This is a genomic window from Streptomyces sp. NPDC002176, assembly GCF_044903645.1.
In the GTDB taxonomy this organism is placed as follows: domain Bacteria; phylum Actinomycetota; class Actinomycetes; order Streptomycetales; family Streptomycetaceae; genus Streptomyces.
Genome location: NZ_JBJDQW010000004.1, coordinates 566,436 through 581,296 on the forward strand (window position 1 = coordinate 566,436; position 14,861 = coordinate 581,296).

Below are 14,861 nucleotides of genomic sequence, written 5' to 3' on the forward strand. Positions count from 1 at the left end.
ACAGACAGTCATGGCTGAGGGCGATGCTCTTTCCACCCATATCTTCGGCGTCCAGCTCGGCGGCTACCTGGTCGAATCCATCCAGGAGATCAGCGGCCTGAGCGTCGAGGAGGAGGTGGTCGAGGTTCGGCAGGTCAGCTCCGAGGGCAAGCAGATCATCCGCAAGCAGCCGGGCGCCCGCCAGGCAGGCGAGATCACGATCACCCGGGGACTCGACCAGAGCAGCGAGTTCACCTCCTGGATCAAGGAGACGCTGAACAACGGCGCGGTGGACACGGCGCGGCAGAACCTCACCATCGAGATCAAGGACTCCACCGGTGAGACCGTGCGGCGCATCCAGCTGATGCAGGGCTGGGCGTCCAAGTGGGAGGGCCCGTCCCTCAAGGCGGGCGAGTCGTCGGCCGCCACCGAGTCCGTGACCATCGTGTTCGAGGAGATCATCGTCGAATGAGGCGCCGTACGGTGACCGCGGGCAACCTGGACGAGATCCTCCAGGCGACGGCTCCCGCGAAGGACGAGGCCGAGGCGGTGTCGAAGCCGTTCACGCCAGCGGCGCCGCCGCGCCAGGAGCCCGCGTTGCGCACAGAGTTCGAGTTCGAGCTGCCTCGCGGGTACGTCGACGAGGCGGGCACCGTGCACCGGCACGGCTCGATGCGCCTGGCCACGGCCCGCGACGAACTGCGCCCGCAGATCGACCTGCGGGTCAAGGAGAACCCCGCGTACCTCAGTGTCGTGCTGCTCAGCCAGGTGATCACCCGGATCGGCACGGTCACCGATGTGCACGCGGGGATCGTGGAGCGGATGTACGCGACCGACGTCGCGTTCCTCCAGGACTTCTACCGGCGCGTCAACAGCGAAGGCCACACGCGTGCGGCGGTCACCTGCCCGCACTGCGAGGGCGGCTTCGAGGTCGACCTCTCGGGTGGGCGCCTGGGGGAATCGTGACGTACGCGCCTTCCCGGCTGCGGGAGGAGATCGCGTACGTCGCCTACCACTTCCACTGGAGCCGCGAGGAGATCCTCGACCTGACCCATGGCGAGCGCCGGGAGTGGGTCGCCGAGATCGCCCGCATCAACACCCGCGTGAACGAAGGCGGTTGACCGCATGGGATGGCGAGACAGGGTGCGTCGGCCCCGGCCGCCCGCCGCCGAGAACGTCGGCAGCACCGGCTCCGCGCCCGTGGAGCAGGCGCCTGCCGGCGTCGGCGTGCCCGAGGGCTGGGACGGCGGCTGGCGTGCCGCCGCCACGCCCGAACTGACGGTGTCCCGCGCCCCGTTGGCGGTCAGCGACGGCCTCGGCTTCCGCGCGGGGCTGGCGGCTTGGCGCGACCCGTCCTTCGATACGGGGCTCGCGCACGGGGTGCTGCCCTCGGCTCCGGCCGGACTGGTGCGGGGCGTCGCCCGGCCCGCTTCCGCGTCCGGGGAGACGTTCAGCGGCGGTGGGCCGCTGCTGTTGCGTGCGGTACGGCGGGAGGAGGCTGAGGAGGTCGCGCCCTCGGTCGGGGAACGGCTGGAGAGGGTTGTCGCCGGTCGGCCCGGGCAGGGGGAGCGGGCGGCGGGGTCCGGGTCCGGGGCTGCGTCCAGGAAGGGCGCGGAGGGCGGGCGTGGCGGTGTGCCCGCGGTGCAGCGGCGTGCGGCTGCCGACTCTGTCGACTCTGTCGACTCCGCCGAAGAGCAGCGTGGGCTCATGTCCTCTGTTTCTCCGGCTGTGCTTGGCGCGGGCGGGGCTCCGCAGGTGCAGCGGGCGGCGGCTACGTCGGCTCCGGCCCCGAGGGCGTCCCTCCCGGTGGTGCGGCGGGTCGCGGTGGTGGAACCCCGTACGAGTGGGGCTACTTCGCCGGGTCCCGCTCAGACGCGTTCTGCCGCTCGTCCCGAGAGCACTTCGGCGCCGTCCGGCAGTGACAGCGGGCGCGCCGCTGCCTCCCCCGCTGCCGTACGTCCGCTTCCCGTGGGCCGCTCGCTGATCGTCGCTCGGCGGCCGGTCGGCCCGGTGCGCCGGGTGGCTCCTGTGGCGAGCGCCGCTCCGAAGGCGGCCGCGCCCACTCCGCAGGCCGAGCCGGAGCCGCAGGCCGCTCGCGTAGAGCTGGCGGACCGGGGCACGGTTCAGCGGCGTGAGGGGAGCCGTCCGCCGCTGGGTGAGCCTTTGACCCAACTCCCGCCTACCGCCGTGCCGATGAAGCAGGGGCCCGTGGCGGGGAACGCTCCGGGGCCCACGCTTCCCGTGGTGCAGAGCCGGGCGGAGACGACGACCGGGGAGCGGCCCGCGCCGTCCGCCGAGCCCGTCCAGCGCCGGGTCGAGCCCCAGGCTCCCCGTGTCCGGACAGGTCTGGGGGCGCCCTTGTCCGAGCTGCCTCCGACGGCCGACGTGCCCGGAAGCCGACAGCGGCCCGGCCGGGCACCGGTGCAGCGGTCCGCCGCGCCCACGCCTCAACAGCCGTCGCAGAAGCCTCTGTTGGGCGGCCCTGATGGCACCGACGAGTCGACGCCCGACGCCGTCGTCCAGCGCCGCGCGGCCACGGACCCCGCTCCGACCGGCGCCCCCGCCGACTCGACGCCCCTGACCGTGGCCCGTCCGAGCACCCCCGCGCCGGAGACGCCCGGCATCGCCCCCAAGGACACCCCCGCGCGCCGCACCCCGGCAGCCGAGGCCCCCCGTCCCACGGCACAGCGCGCCCCGGCGAGCCCCGCTGCCACGCCCCGCACCCCCGAGCGCCCGACCCTGGGCGCCCCGGAGCGGCAGAGTCCCGTACCCCCGGCCACGTCCCCCGGCGGCCGGAGCCCCGCACGCCCAGCCACGCCCCCCGATCGCCCCGCCCCCGGCGTCGGCCAGAACGCGGTGCCCCTGACCCCGGCGCGTCCAAGCACGTCGGCTCCTCAGGCGTCCGGCACCAACCAGGCTTCCGTACCGCTGACTTCGGCTCGCCCAAGCACGCCCAACAACGCTCCCGGCAACGCATCCGCCAACGCGTCCGGCACCGGTCACGGCTCGGTCCCCCTGACCCCCGCCCGCCCGGTCAAGCCCACCCTCCAGACCTCCCGCACCGACCAGCACCCGGCACACCCAGGCACCCCGACCCACCCCGCACCCGCTACCGCCCAGTCCCCCGCAGCCTCGGCTCCGGCGCAGCCCGGCATGCCCACCCGCAGGACGCCCAACGCACCCGGCACCCCGGAGACCACAGCACCCCGCACCCCCGGCACCCCGAAGACCGCCGCACCCCGACCCCCCGCCACCCCGAAGACCGCAGCACCCCGCACCCCCGGCGCCACCCCCCTGGTCGTAGCCCGGTCGGTCACCCTCACCGGTCAGCCCACCCCCACGGCCGCCGCCAAGCCGTCCCCCACCCTGAACACCCTGAACCTCCTCCCCGCCCGCCCCCTCACCCTCAGTACCGAGGCGGCGCCCCCCGTGGCCGCGCCCGCGCAGCGCAAGACCGCCGAACGCCCGGTGGTGGCCGCCCGCTGGGCACGCGAGTCGGCCGGGGCGCAACCGTCGGCGCCGGTCCAGCGTGCGCCCCGAACCCCAGCCGCCCGCGCCCCCCGTCCCGCCCCGCTGGCCGCGACACCCAACGCCCCCGCGCCACGCCCGCTCCCGGTGACGGCACCCCAACCCCCCGCCGTACAGCCCTTCCTGGTGAACGCACCCGCCCGCGAAGCCACCCCACCGGCCCCCGCGCCCGTGGTCCGCCCCACGCACGTCCAGCGGGACACCGGCGGAGCCGCGACCGCGCCGAACGCCGCGCCCCCGCTGGTCCGCCCCGCCCAGATGCAGCGGGACACCGGCACGGCGCCCGTCGTACCGAACTCCACTCCCCCGGTGTTCCACACCCAGGTCCAGCGGGACACGGGCGGCACCACCACCCCGCCCGCCCAGGGCGTGCCCGCGGGCGAGCCCCCCTCCACCAAGCAGCAGGCGAGCCGAGGCAAGCTGCCCACCCCCGAGTCCTCCACCGACCTCGACGACCTGGCCCGCCGCCTGCTGGACCCCGTCGCCCGTCTCCTGCGCAACGAGCTGCGCCGGGGCCGGGACCGCACGGGCCGTCCCTTCGACGGCCGTCGCTGAACCGCACGCCCCACGCCACCCCTGAACGCCCCACGGACGGAACCCGAGCAGCATGACCGACAACATCTTCGCCACGAGCGTGTTCTTCCGGCTCGCCATCGGCGGGAACGACCTCGGCGCCTTCCACACGTGTTCCGGGATGGGCGCCCAGGTCGAGATGGAGACGTACGCGGAGGGCGGGAACAACGGGTTCACCTGGCAGCTGCCGGGCCGGGTGACCTGGTCGAACATCACGCTGACCCGGCCGGTCACGGCGGACACGGCGAAGATCGGCCGCTGGCTGGACGAGACGCTGCGCCGGGTGGAGCCGAAGGACGGCGAGATCGTGGCGCTGCGGCCCGACCTGAGCCGGATCATCGGCTGGCAGGTGTACGGGATCGTGCCGGTGCGCTGGCAGGGGCCGTCGTTCGACCCGGCCAGTTCGCAGGCGGCGGTGGAGACGCTGGAGATCGCGCACGAGGGGCTGGTTCCTTCCTGACCGCCCGCTCGCCCCGACAACTCCCCATCTCCAAGGCTCCCAGGAAGGAACCACCCCATGTCCCCATCGGTCCGCGCCAGCCGGGCCAGGGCGCAGCTCACGCTCAAGGAGCCGCCGGCCTCCGTCGGCGCCAAGCCCGGCGGCACGCTCGCGCGGCTCGACCTCCAGTTCAACCCGTCGACGCTGGAGTTGAGCAAGTCCGTCGAGTGGCGGCGCTCCCCGGCGCGCATGGCGGGCGAGTCGGCGCTGCCGGAGTTCGTCGGCAGTGGGCCCCGGACGCTGAGCCTGGAGGTGTTCCTGGACGCGACGGCCAAGCACGACAACTCCGTGGAGCAGGCCGTGGAGAAGCTGATGAAGGCGTGCGTGCCGACGCAGGCGAGCCTCGGCCGGAAGAAGCCTGCGAGCCCCTGGGTGCGGTTCGAGTGGGGCACGGCGCGTACGACGTCGTTCGACGGGGTGCTGACCAGCCTGTCGGTGTCGTACACGCTGTTCGACGTGGACGGGAAGCCGCTCCGGGCCACCTGCTCGCTGTCCATCGAGGAGGCGAGCGTCGACGCGCGGGGGCAGAACCCGACGTCCGGCTCGAAGACGGCGCGCAGCACGCACACGGTGGTGGCGGGCGACAGTCTGGCGATGCTGGCGTGGCGGGAGTACGGGGACGCGGCGGCCTGGCGGGCCATCGCCGAGGCCAACGGCATCGACGATCCGATGGCGCTGGCGCCCGGCAGTGAACTGGTGGTGCCCGGACTGCGGGACGCCGGGGACGAGGAGGAGCGGTGAAGCCTTCGGAGTCGGGGGACGTCAGGTCGTTCGCGGCGGACCCGGTGGTCGAGGCGCCGGGCGAGCTGCCGCAGACCTGGGCGACCCAGCTCGTGAGCTGTGTGGTCGAGGAGAGCGTGGGGCTGCCGGACATGGCGGTGCTCACCTACCGCGATCAGCAGCACGAGTTCCTGGCCGCGACCGGCGTCACGATCGGCACCCCGCTGAAGGTGTCGGTGGTGACCGTGAAGGGGCAGGCGCGGGAGCCGCTGTTCAGCGGCGAGGTGACTGCGTTGGAGCTGGACCGGGACGGCACCGGCACGTTCACCGTCGTCCGGGCGTACTCCAAGGCGCACCGGCTGCAGCGGGGCCGGAAGGTGGTCGCGTACCGGAACATGACGACCGCGGCGATCATCCGCAAGGTCGTCACCTCGGCGGGGCTGGCCTGCGGCAAGGTGGAGGCCCCGGCGGTGACGCACAAGCAGCTCTCGCAGGCGAACGTCTCCGACTGGGACTTCCTGCAGTACCTGGCGGCCGAGTGCGGGGCGCAGGTGCGGGTGGACGACAAGGGGGTCGTCCAGTTCACCCGGCCGGTGAAGGCGTCCGGGGCGCCGTCGCCGTCGATGCCCGCGACGCGCAGCCCGCTGGTGCTGGAGTACGGGCGGAACCTGCTGGCGCTGCGGGCGTCGCTGTCGATGGCGGACGCGGCGCAGAAGGTGCAGGTGCGCGGCTGGGACGCGACGACGAAGCGGGCCGTGGTGGCCGAGCAGGCGTCCATCACCAGCGACACGGTCGTGCCCGGTCTGAGCCCGGCGTCGGTGAACCGGTTCGGGAAGAAGACCCAGGTCACGGTGGCCGACACCCCGTACCGCACGCAGGCGGAGGCCGCGGCGGTGGCGCGGGCGACCGCGGACCAGGTCAGCGCGTCCTACGGTGACCTGGAGGCGCTGACCACCGGCAATCCCTCACTGCACGCGGGCAAGGCGGTGGCGTTGGGCAATGTGGGCCCGGCGTTCTCGGGGCGGTACACGACGACGGCGGTGCAGCACGTGCTGGAGCCGCACGGCGGTTTCCGGACGACCCTGTGGGTCAGCAGCCGCCCCGACCCCTCGCTGACCGGCCTGTCCGGTGCCGGGTCCGGCGCGCGGGGTCCGCGTATCCCGGGGCTGGCGATCGGCGTGGTAACCGACGTACGCGAGCCGAACGGCGCCGAACAGGGCGCGGTGCGGCTCAAGTTCCCCTGGCTGGACGACACGTACGTCTCGGACTGGACGCGTACCGTGCAGTGGGGCGGCAAGGGCGGCGGCGGTGTGGTCAGCCCCGAGGTCAACGACGAGGTGCTGGTCGGGTTCGAGCAGGGGCTGCTGGACAGTCCGTACGTCCTCGGCGGGCTCTACAACGGGGTGGACAAGCCGTCGAAGCACGATGTGCCGCTGATCGACAAGACCAGCGGGAAAGTCAACCGGCGTTCCTTCGTGTCGCGTTCGGGGCACCGGCTGGAGCTGCTGGACGCGCCCCGGCCGGGTCCGTCGGGGCTGCGGCTGGTGACGGCGGACAAGCGGCTGGAGGTGCGGATGGACGACCGCACGGACCGCGTCGAGGTGACGGTGTTCCGGGCGCCGGGGCAGGCGGGCACGTCCATGGTGCTGGACAAGCAGGACATCACCCTGAGCGCGCCGATGGGCCAGGTGATCCTGAAGGGGCGCCAGGTGGTGCTGGAGGGGCAGACGCGGGTCTCCGTGTCCGGTGGCGCGGTGGCGGTGTCCGGGCGCTCGTCGGTCGAGGTGGACGGCGGTCTGCTGGGGGTCCTGAAGGCCAAGCTCATCCGGATCAACTGAGCTGTGCCGCATGTCTGTTGTTGTCGAGAACCGAGGAGTTGATGATGCCGGCCGCAGCCCGTACCGGTGATCCCACGAGCCACGGCGGCCGGATCGCCACCCCGCCGCCCGCGGCCGCCACGCGGGTGGCGACCGTCCTGATCGGCGGGCGGCCGGCCGCCGTCGTGGGCAGCCTGCACGTGTGCGTGGTCCCGCCGCACGCGGCCACCGGACCGGCGAACGTGATCATTCCCGATCCGAAGGCGCTGGTCGGAAAAGGCGTCCTGATCGGCGGGCTGCCCGCCGCGCGGATGGGGGACAGGACGACGTGCCAGGCGCAGATCGTGATGGGTGAGTTGAGCGTGGAGATAGGTGGCGTGCTGTGAGCGAGCGGTTCATCGGCCGTGGCTGGGCGTTCCCGCTGCGGGTCGGCCCCACCGGCGGCATCGCCATGGTGGAGCGGGCGCGGGAGATCGAGGAGGCGATCCGGCTGATCCTCGGCACCGCGCCCGGCGAGCGGCCGATGCGGCCCGAGTTCGGCTGCGGCATCCACGACTACGTGTTCGCGCCGGGCGACGGCGCCACGGCGGGCCGGGTCGCGCAGCAGGTGCGGGAGGCGCTGGAGCGGTGGGAGCCGCGGATCTCGGTGGACGATGTCGTGGTGGCCTTCGACGCGGTGGACGCCGGGACGCTCTACATAGACGTGCACTACACGGTGCGTTCCACCAACGACCGGCGCAATCTTGTGTTTCCGTTCTACACGATCCCCTCCGAGGAGGGTGTCGAGGAAGTGGTCGGCGACTGATGGTCCTGCCCTCCCCCAATCTGGACGACCGGCGCTTCCAGCAGCTCGTGGACGAGGCGAAACGGTATGTGCAGCAGCGCGCCCCCGAGTGGACCGACCACAATGTGTCGGACCCTGGTGTCACGCTGATCGAGACGTTCGCCTATCTGGTGGACCAGCTGCTGTACCGGCTCAACCGGGTGCCGGAGAAGAACTACCTCGCTTTCCTGGACCTGTTGGGCATCCGGCTGTTCCCGCCGTCGGCGGCGGCCGCCGAGGTCGACTTCTGGCTCTCCGCGCCGCAGCCGGAGACGGTGACGCTGACGGCGGGCACCGAGGTGACGACCGGGGCGGGCGAGGACGAGGAAGCCGTCGTCTTCGCCACGACCGGCGAACTGCGCATCGTGCCCAGCGAGTTGATCCGGCTGGTGACGGCGCCGCGCGGCGGTGAGCAGACCGACCGGACGAACGCGCTCGCCGAGGGCCGGGACGTGCCCTGCTTCCAGACGACGCCCGAGCCCGGTGACGCGCTGCTGTTCGGTCTGCCGACGGCGGTACCGCGCTGTGTGGTCGCCGTCCGCCTGGACAGCCGGGTCGAGGGCGTCGGCGTCGACCCGCGCCAGCCCCCGCTGGCCTGGGAGGCGTGGGACGGCACGCGCTGGCTGCGGTGCGAGACCGGCGAGGACACCACGGGCGGGCTGAACCGGCCCGGCGAGGTCATCGTGTACGTCCCCGCGTCGCACACCGCGTCCGTGATCGGCGGGACGCACGCGGGCTGGCTGCGCTGCCGGGTCATCCCGGCCGAGCCCGGCCAGCCGTTCTACTCCGAGTCGCCGACCGTGCGGGAGGCGGCCGTGTTCACGGTCGGCGGCACCATGACGGTCGAGCACGCGGAGACCGTGACGGACGTGCCGCTCGGCGTCTCCGAGGGGGTCGCCGGGCAGACGTTCCGCCTCGACCGGCCGCCGGTGCTGCTCGACGGCGAGCCGCCCGTGGTGGAGGTGTCCTCCGCCGACGGCTGGCAGCGCTGGCAGGTCGTCGAGCACTTCGGCCGCTCCGGCCCCGAGGACCGGCACGTCCGGGTCGACGCCACCTCGGGCGAGTTCGGCTTCGCGCCCGCGCTGCGCGAACCCGACGGCACGCTGCGCGCGTGCGGCGCGGTGCCGGGCAAGGGCGCCCAGATCCGGGTGGCCCGCTACCGCACCGGCGGCGGCCCGGCGGGCAACGTGGCGCGTGGCGCGATCAACGTGCTGCGCAGTTCGGTGCCGTACGTCGCGCGCGTCGGCAACCGGGAGGCGGCGCGCGGCGGGGTCGCGGGCGAGACCGTGGCCAACGCCCGGCTGCGCGCCCCGCAGGCGCTGCGCATGCAGGAGCGCGCGGTGACCGCCGAGGACCACGAGATCATCGCCCGGCAGGCGGCGCCCTCGGTACGCCGGGTGCGCTGTCTGCCCGCCGCCGACGAGCCGGGCGCGGTACGGGTCCTGGTGGTGCCGGACGCGGTCCCGGACGTCGACGGCCGGGTCCGCTTCGAGCAGCTCATCCCGTCCGACCAGGTGCTGGCCACGATCACCGGGGCGCTGGACGAGCGGCGCCTGATCGGCACCCGGCTCGTGGTGGAACCGCCGGTCTACCAGGGCGTCACCGTGGTGGCCCGGCTCACCGCCCCGGCCGCGGTCGCCGACCGGGTGCGCGCCACGGCGCTGGCCGCGCTCTACGACCACCTGGACCCGCTGCACGGCGGCCCCGACGGCACGGGCTGGCCGTTCGGGCGGCCGGTGCAGTACGGGGAGGTGTTCGTCGTGCTCCAGCGTGCCGTGGGGGACGTGCTGGTGGAGGACATCCGGCTGTTCCCGGCCGACCCGGTGACCGGGCGGCGCGGTACGCCGGTCGACCGGGTCGACATCGGCGCGGGCGCGCTGGTCTTCCCGTACCAGCACCAGGTGGTCGTCACGGCGGCGGAGCCGGAGGCCCGGGTATGAGCCGCGCCGCGATCCCCGGTCTGCCGAGCCGCCATCCGATCGGCGGTCAACTGCCCGCGCTGTACGCGGAGGACGACTTCGCCCAGCGTTTCACCGCGGGTCTCGACACGGTCCTGGCGCCGGTGTTCAGCACCCTGGACAACCTGCCCGCCTACCTCGATCCGAGGGTGGCCCCCGCCGACTTCGTGGCCTGGCTCGCCTCCTGGGTGGGTGGCGTGGACGATCCGCGCTGGCCCGCCGAGCTGCGCCGCGAGGCCACGGTCCGGGCGATGGAGCTGCACCGGGGCCGGGGTACGAAGCGCGGGCTGCTGAAGGCGCTGCGGCTGATCCTCGGGGTGGGCGCCGAGATCTCCGGCGACGGTGCCGCCGTCTGGTCCCGCACCCCCGGAGCCGAGCTGCCGCCCGCGCCGGACGCCGAGGTCGTCGTACGGGTGTGGCCCGAGCGGGACGCGACGGTCGACGCGTCCCGCGTCCACGAACTGGTCCGGGCGCTGTGCCCGGTGCACACACGATGCCGGGTGGAGGTCCTCACCGCTCCGCCCGCCGACTCCGGCGAAGGGGAGTGACGTCATGCGTGAGTGTCCCGCCTGCGGGGCTTCGAACGAGGCGACGGACGACTTCTGCTGGAACTGCGGGAGTTACCTCGGCTGGTCGGAGGGGTCGGCGCGGGTCCGGGGCGAGGCGGCCGACGCCCCCGCGGAACCGGAGCGGCCGGAACCGGCCGCCGAGCCCACGCCACGGACCGAGGACGCGGAGGCGTCCAGGCCGGAACCTGAACCGGTAACGGCACCGGCACCGGCACCCACACCGGCACCCGAGCGCGCCCCGGAGCCGTCCAGCCCGGCTCCCCCGGTCCCCGAGCCACCGGCTGCTCCGGCTGCTCCGGCTCCCCCTGTGACTCCGGCGCCCCCGGTGGTCCCGGCGACCCCTGCGGCCCCGGCCGCCCCAGCAGCCCCGCAGCCGGTCAAACCGGCCAAGGCGGTCGCCCCCCGGCCGGTGGTCCGGCCGCTCCCTGCGGCGGACGAGGACACCTCCGGGGTGCCGTGTCCCGTCTGCGGTACCCCCAACCCGGCGTACCGTCGTTTCTGCCGGAAGTGCGCCGCGCCGCTGGCGCCCGTGGCGGCTCGGGAGCGGTTGCCGTGGTGGCGGACCGTGTGGCCGTTCCGGCGCCGCACCCGTGGCGGCTCCGGGCGGCTGGCGCGGCTGCTGGTCATCCTCGCGGTGGTGCTGGCGCTGTGCGCGGCGGGTTTCCTGCTGCTCCCGGCCGGGCGGAAGCTGATCGAGGACACGCGGGACAAGCTGGGCACACCCAAGGCGGTGAGTCCCTCCCACGTCGCCGCGACGGCCGAGCTGCCGGGACACTCCGCCCAGCTCACCACGGACGGGATCACCAACCGCTACTGGGCGATCCCCGGCAAGGGCGCGGCGGTGACGTACACCTTCGCGAAGCCGTTCCGGTTCGTGGACGTGATCGTCACCAACGGCGCGTCCAAGAACGCCGAGGACTACGGCACCCAGGCCCGCGCCCTCCACCTGGACATGGACGTCTTCGCGGAGGACGGCAAGGTCCAGCGCAAGGAGATCGACCTCAGCGACAAGCCCGGCCCGCAGCCGATCGTGGTCGGCATGAGCCGGGTCACCTCGGTCCGGCTGACCCTCAGCGACCCGGTCGGCCTGTCCGGTGGGCGGCATGTCGCGCTGGCGGAGGTGGAGTTCTTCCAGCGGACGTGATGTTCAGGGCGTTGGGGAGTCCAGCTCGCGCAGGGCGTTCTCCACGACCTCCGTCAGGGCCGGGTGAATCCACAGCGGCTTCTCCGCGAGGTCGCGCGCGGTGATGCCGAAGGTCTGGGCCACCACCAGCGGCTGGATGAGGGTGGCCGCCTGCGGGCCGAGCAGGTGGGCGCCGAGCAGGCGGCCGGTGCGCCGGTCGACGAGCACCTTGCAGAAGCCCTGGGTCTCCTCCAGGGCCCAGCCGTAGGCCACGTCCTCGTACCGGTGCGTGGCGGTCACGTAGTCGAGGCCCTGCTCGCGGGCCTCCTGCTCGGTGCGGCCGACCTGGGCGATCTGCGGGCGGGTGAACACGGCGGCGGGCACCGCGTCGTAGCTCATGGTGCGCGGGTCGCCGGGGTGGATGAGGTTGTGCGCGACCACCTCGGCCTCGCGGTTGGCGACGTGCTTGAGCGGTACGGGCGTGGACACGTCCCCGAGCGCCCACACGCCCTCGGCGCTGGTGCGCAGCTGCTCGTCCACGGTGATCCGGCCGTCCTCGGCGTCGATCCCGGCCGCGTCCAGGTCGAGCCGGTCGCCATTGGGTCGGCGGCCGACGGCCACCAGCAGGGTGTCGGCGCGCAGCTCGGTGCCGTCGTCCAGGGTGAGCCGCAGATCGCCCGGCTCCCCCGAGACCTCGGTCAGCTCCCGGCCCAGGCGCAGGTCCCACCGGTCGCGCACGATGTCGGTGAACGCCTCGGAGACCGCCTCGTCCTGCTGGGCCAGCAGTCGGTCCTGCTGCTCGACCACGGTGACGTGGCTGCCCGCCGAGTGGAAGACGTGCGCGAGTTCGGCGGCGATGTACCCGCCGCCGAGCACGACGAGGCGCTCCGGCGGGCTGTCCAGCCGCATCACGGTGTCGGAGGTCTCGTAGGGCAGCCCGGAGTCGGCGACCACCGGGGGGACGACGGGCCGCCCGCCGACCGCGACCACGATCCGCTCGGCGCGCAGCTCCACCGGGCCACCCTCCGTCTCCACGCTCAGGCGGCGCTCGCCGGTGAAGCGGGCGCGGCCCCGGTAGACGGTGATGTGGTCCGAGGCCCGGCGTCCCTCCTCGCCCTCCTTGGCGGCGGCGTCGAGGCGGCCGAACACCCGCTCGCGGGCGTCGGCCCAGCGCACCCGGCGCAGCTCGGCGTCGACGTCGTGGCGGTGTGCGTCGCGGACGGTGTCGGCCACGTCGGCGGTGGCGGCGAGCATCTTGCTGGGGATGCAGCCCGCGTTGAGGCAGGTGCCGCCGAAGGGGCCCTCGGAGACGATCGCGATGTCCAGGTGGGCGAAGCGGTCGTCGACGAGGGCGTTGCCCGTGCCTGCTCCGATGACGATCAGGTCATGAGTGCGCATGCCGGGAACGTGTCCCTTCGGTCGGCATTCATGCCCCTTCGCCCCTCAGCGGGTGACGCGGACCAGCTTGTGGTTGGCGAACTCCTCCATGCCGTAGCGGCCCAGTTCGCGGCCGAAGCCGGACCGCTTGACCCCGCCGAAGGGCAGCTCGGCGGCGGTGCCCGCCGGACCGCCGAGGAACACCATGCCGGTGGCGAGGCGCTGGGCCACCCGGTCGGCCTGCTCGTCGTCGTCGGTCTGCACCGAGGCGCTCAGCCCGTACGGCGAGTTGTTGGCGAACTCGACCGCCTCGTCCTCGGAGCCGACCTTGAAGAGCAGCGCGACCGGGCCGAACAGCTCCTCCTTGTAGGCCCGCATCTCGGGCGTGATGCCCGCGAGCACCGTCGGCTCGTACCAGGAGCCCGGCCGGTCCACGCGGCGGCCGCCCGCCAGGACGGTCGCGCCCTTGGAGATGGCGTCCTGGACCTGCTCGTCCAGCGTCTCGACGGCTTTCTCGGAGGAGAGCGGGCCCATGAAGGTGCCGGGGTCGGTGGGGTCGCCGGGGACGATACGGCGGACCGCCTCGGTGTACTGCTCGGCGAAGTCGTCGTAGTGCTCGTCCAGTGCGATGATCCGCTTGGCGGAGTTGCACGCCTGGCCCGCGTTGAACATGCGGCCCTGGAGGGTGTTCTTCACGACGCGGGACATGTCCGAGACGCCGAGGATCAGATACGGGTCGGAGCCGCCCAGCTCCAGCACGACCTTCTTCAGGTTCCGGCCCGCGATCTCGGCGACGGCCGCGCCCGCCCGCTCGGAGCCGGTCAGCGAGACGCCCTGGATACGGTCGTCGGCGATCACGTCCTCGATCTGCGCGTTGCTGGCGAAGATGTTGACGTACGCGCCCTTCGGCAGCCCGGCGTCCTGGAAGATCCGCTCCATCTCCAGCGCGGACTCCGGACACTGCGGGGCGTGCTTGAGCAGGATCGCGTTGCCCAGCATCAGGTTGGGCGCGGCGAAGCGGGCGACCTGGTAGTACGGGAAGTTCCACGGCATGATCCCGAGCAGGGTGCCGACGGCCTCCTTGCGGATGACGGCACGGCCGCCGGAGGCCACGTCGAGTTCCTCCTCCTTCATGAACTCCTCGCCGTGGTCGGCGTAGTACCGGTAGATTGAGACGACGATGTCGATCTCGCCGAGGGCCTGCTTGACCGGCTTGCCCATCTCGCGGGTGATGATCCCGGCGAGCTGGTCCCGGCGCTCCTCGTACAGGTCGGCCACCCGGTGCAGTACGGCCGCGCGCTCCTCGGGCGGCCGGGCGGCCCACTCGTGCTGCGCGGTGTCGGCCAGCTCGAGCGCCTCGCGCAGTTCGGCGTCGGTCGCGGTCGGGTACTCCCGCTCGGTCTCGCCGGTGGCGGGGTTGACGATTCGGTAGTGCTCCATGACGTCCTCTCGTTACTCCGGTCCTACCGGCTACCCGTCGGCACACCCAGGACACGCGTTACCCGAATACGCGCCGCTGACCGCACCTCCGGAGTTGTCGGACGGCAAGAGTCTGCGATCACGGGGTCGTGCGGAGCGGGATCGGGGGTAAGGGGGCCGCATGGCAGCGAAGACCGATCACTCCCGAATCATGCGAGCCGTACGGCAGTTGCGCCGGACGCGTGCCTTCTACGCGACCGGTGTGGCTCTGTGGCTGACCGCCGCGATCTGGACGGGATGGATGAGTCCCGGCAGTCGCCAGATGTGGGTCTCCGTCCTCCTCCTCACGCTCTTCGCCGGGCTGCTGGCCACGGCGACGCTGTGGCTCCAGCGGCTGCGCGCCAGGAGCACGGACGCTCCGGCCCACCATGCCGCGCCGGGACGGAAGATCGCCGCCCGGCACGCCTGATCCGGCG

At 73.4% G+C, this 14,861-nt stretch carries 15 protein-coding genes; 13 read left to right on the forward strand and 2 right to left on the reverse strand.

The features are described 5' to 3' along the window. Positions 1 to 10: 10 nt before the first annotated feature. The 12 genes from ACI2LY_RS21710 to ACI2LY_RS21765 all read left to right on the forward strand — a co-directional run bounded on the left by ACI2LY_RS21710 (position 11) and on the right by ACI2LY_RS21765 (position 11,610). On the forward strand, positions 11 to 451 hold the full coding sequence (locus ACI2LY_RS21710; protein ID WP_030803419.1) for a phage tail protein: 441 nt from the start codon (positions 11 to 13) through the stop codon (positions 449 to 451). After that, positions 448 to 945 carry a zinc-ribbon domain-containing protein gene (locus tag ACI2LY_RS21715; RefSeq protein WP_031183844.1) on the forward strand — a complete coding sequence of 166 codons (498 nt, stop codon included), beginning with the start codon at positions 448 to 450 and terminating at the stop codon, positions 943 to 945. The genes ACI2LY_RS21710 and ACI2LY_RS21715 overlap by 4 nt, the downstream gene beginning before the upstream one ends. Then, complete coding sequence (locus ACI2LY_RS21720) at positions 942 to 1,100, forward strand: DUF6760 family protein (RefSeq protein ID WP_388999045.1); 159 nt, start codon at positions 942 to 944, stop codon at positions 1,098 to 1,100. The genes ACI2LY_RS21715 and ACI2LY_RS21720 overlap by 4 nt, the downstream gene beginning before the upstream one ends. A 1,351-nt stretch (positions 1,101 to 2,451) precedes the next feature. Next, positions 2,452 to 4,062, forward strand: a complete 1,611-nt coding sequence (locus tag ACI2LY_RS21725; protein WP_404708590.1) for a hypothetical protein — start codon at positions 2,452 to 2,454, stop codon at positions 4,060 to 4,062. Between the two features lie 52 nt (positions 4,063 to 4,114). After that, the gene (locus ACI2LY_RS21730; protein ID WP_031181814.1) at positions 4,115 to 4,540 is read left to right on the forward strand and encodes a phage tail protein; all 426 of its coding nucleotides are present in this window, start codon (positions 4,115 to 4,117) and stop codon (positions 4,538 to 4,540) included. Positions 4,541 to 4,597: 57 nt separating this feature from the next. Then, positions 4,598 to 5,320 carry a LysM peptidoglycan-binding domain-containing protein gene (locus tag ACI2LY_RS21735; protein WP_404708591.1) on the forward strand — a complete coding sequence of 241 codons (723 nt, stop codon included), beginning with the start codon at positions 4,598 to 4,600 and terminating at the stop codon, positions 5,318 to 5,320. Then, a complete protein-coding gene (locus tag ACI2LY_RS21740; RefSeq protein WP_404708592.1) occupies positions 5,317 to 7,137 on the forward strand; it encodes a VgrG-related protein in 1,821 nt (606 codons plus the stop codon). Before ACI2LY_RS21735 ends, ACI2LY_RS21740 begins: the two co-directional genes overlap by 4 nt. A gap of 44 nt (positions 7,138 to 7,181) precedes the next feature. Then, the gene (locus ACI2LY_RS21745; RefSeq protein ID WP_388999057.1) at positions 7,182 to 7,502 is read left to right on the forward strand and encodes a PAAR domain-containing protein; all 321 of its coding nucleotides are present in this window, start codon (positions 7,182 to 7,184) and stop codon (positions 7,500 to 7,502) included. Beyond that, positions 7,499 to 7,921: a GPW/gp25 family protein gene (locus ACI2LY_RS21750; RefSeq protein WP_404708593.1), complete on the forward strand. Its 423-nt coding sequence runs from the start codon at positions 7,499 to 7,501 to the stop codon at positions 7,919 to 7,921. Before ACI2LY_RS21745 ends, ACI2LY_RS21750 begins: the two co-directional genes overlap by 4 nt. Continuing rightward, on the forward strand, positions 7,921 to 9,879 hold the full coding sequence (locus ACI2LY_RS21755) for a putative baseplate assembly protein (protein WP_404708594.1): 1,959 nt from the start codon (positions 7,921 to 7,923) through the stop codon (positions 9,877 to 9,879). Before ACI2LY_RS21750 ends, ACI2LY_RS21755 begins: the two co-directional genes overlap by 1 nt. Then, entirely contained in the window at positions 9,876 to 10,445 is a 570-nt protein-coding gene (locus ACI2LY_RS21760; RefSeq protein WP_404708595.1) for a phage tail protein, read from the forward strand. The genes ACI2LY_RS21755 and ACI2LY_RS21760 overlap by 4 nt, the downstream gene beginning before the upstream one ends. 4 nt (positions 10,446 to 10,449) lie before the next feature. Then, complete coding sequence (locus ACI2LY_RS21765; RefSeq protein WP_404708596.1) at positions 10,450 to 11,610, forward strand: NADase-type glycan-binding domain-containing protein; 1,161 nt, start codon at positions 10,450 to 10,452, stop codon at positions 11,608 to 11,610. A 3-nt stretch (positions 11,611 to 11,613) separates the two neighbouring features. On the opposite strand, the gene ACI2LY_RS21770 is transcribed toward ACI2LY_RS21765, so the two are convergent. Both ACI2LY_RS21770 and ACI2LY_RS21775 read right to left on the reverse strand, forming a co-directional pair. Beyond that, on the reverse strand, positions 11,614 to 12,987 hold the full coding sequence (locus ACI2LY_RS21770; protein WP_404708597.1) for a mycothione reductase: 1,374 nt from the start codon (positions 12,985 to 12,987) through the stop codon (positions 11,614 to 11,616). Positions 12,988 to 13,032: 45 nt separating this feature from the next. Next, positions 13,033 to 14,406 carry an NAD-dependent succinate-semialdehyde dehydrogenase gene (locus ACI2LY_RS21775; RefSeq protein ID WP_404708598.1) on the reverse strand — a complete coding sequence of 458 codons (1,374 nt, stop codon included), beginning with the start codon at positions 14,404 to 14,406 and terminating at the stop codon, positions 13,033 to 13,035. Between the two features lie 160 nt (positions 14,407 to 14,566). Between ACI2LY_RS21775 and ACI2LY_RS21780 the strand changes: the two genes are divergently transcribed. Beyond that, positions 14,567 to 14,854 (forward strand): hypothetical protein, encoded by a 288-nt coding sequence (locus ACI2LY_RS21780; RefSeq protein WP_404708599.1) that lies wholly within the window; start codon positions 14,567 to 14,569, stop codon positions 14,852 to 14,854. The last annotated feature ends 7 nt before the right edge of the window (positions 14,855 to 14,861 follow it).

What these genes read in the sequence shown, in the direction of transcription:
- ACI2LY_RS21730 (WP_031181814.1), top strand. Translation starts at nt 4,115, where the DNA reads ATGACCGACAACATCTTCGCCACGAGCGTGTTCTTCCGGCTCGCCATC.
- ACI2LY_RS21780 (WP_404708599.1), top strand. Translation starts at nt 14,567, where the DNA reads ATGGCAGCGAAGACCGATCACTCCCGAATCATGCGAGCCGTACGGCAG.
- ACI2LY_RS21735 (WP_404708591.1), top strand. Translation starts at nt 4,598, where the DNA reads ATGTCCCCATCGGTCCGCGCCAGCCGGGCCAGGGCGCAGCTCACGCTC.
- ACI2LY_RS21710 (WP_030803419.1), top strand. Translation starts at nt 11, where the DNA reads ATGGCTGAGGGCGATGCTCTTTCCACCCATATCTTCGGCGTCCAGCTC.
- ACI2LY_RS21765 (WP_404708596.1), top strand. Translation starts at nt 10,450, where the DNA reads ATGCGTGAGTGTCCCGCCTGCGGGGCTTCGAACGAGGCGACGGACGAC.
- ACI2LY_RS21715 (WP_031183844.1), top strand. Translation starts at nt 448, where the DNA reads ATGAGGCGCCGTACGGTGACCGCGGGCAACCTGGACGAGATCCTCCAG.
- ACI2LY_RS21745 (WP_388999057.1), top strand. Translation starts at nt 7,182, where the DNA reads ATGCCGGCCGCAGCCCGTACCGGTGATCCCACGAGCCACGGCGGCCGG.
- ACI2LY_RS21760 (WP_404708595.1), top strand. Translation starts at nt 9,876, where the DNA reads ATGAGCCGCGCCGCGATCCCCGGTCTGCCGAGCCGCCATCCGATCGGC.
- ACI2LY_RS21755 (WP_404708594.1), top strand. Translation starts at nt 7,921, where the DNA reads ATGGTCCTGCCCTCCCCCAATCTGGACGACCGGCGCTTCCAGCAGCTC.
- ACI2LY_RS21775 (WP_404708598.1), bottom strand. Translation starts at nt 14,406, where the DNA reads ATGGAGCACTACCGAATCGTCAACCCCGCCACCGGCGAGACCGAGCGG.
- ACI2LY_RS21770 (WP_404708597.1), bottom strand. Translation starts at nt 12,987, where the DNA reads ATGCGCACTCATGACCTGATCGTCATCGGAGCAGGCACGGGCAACGCC.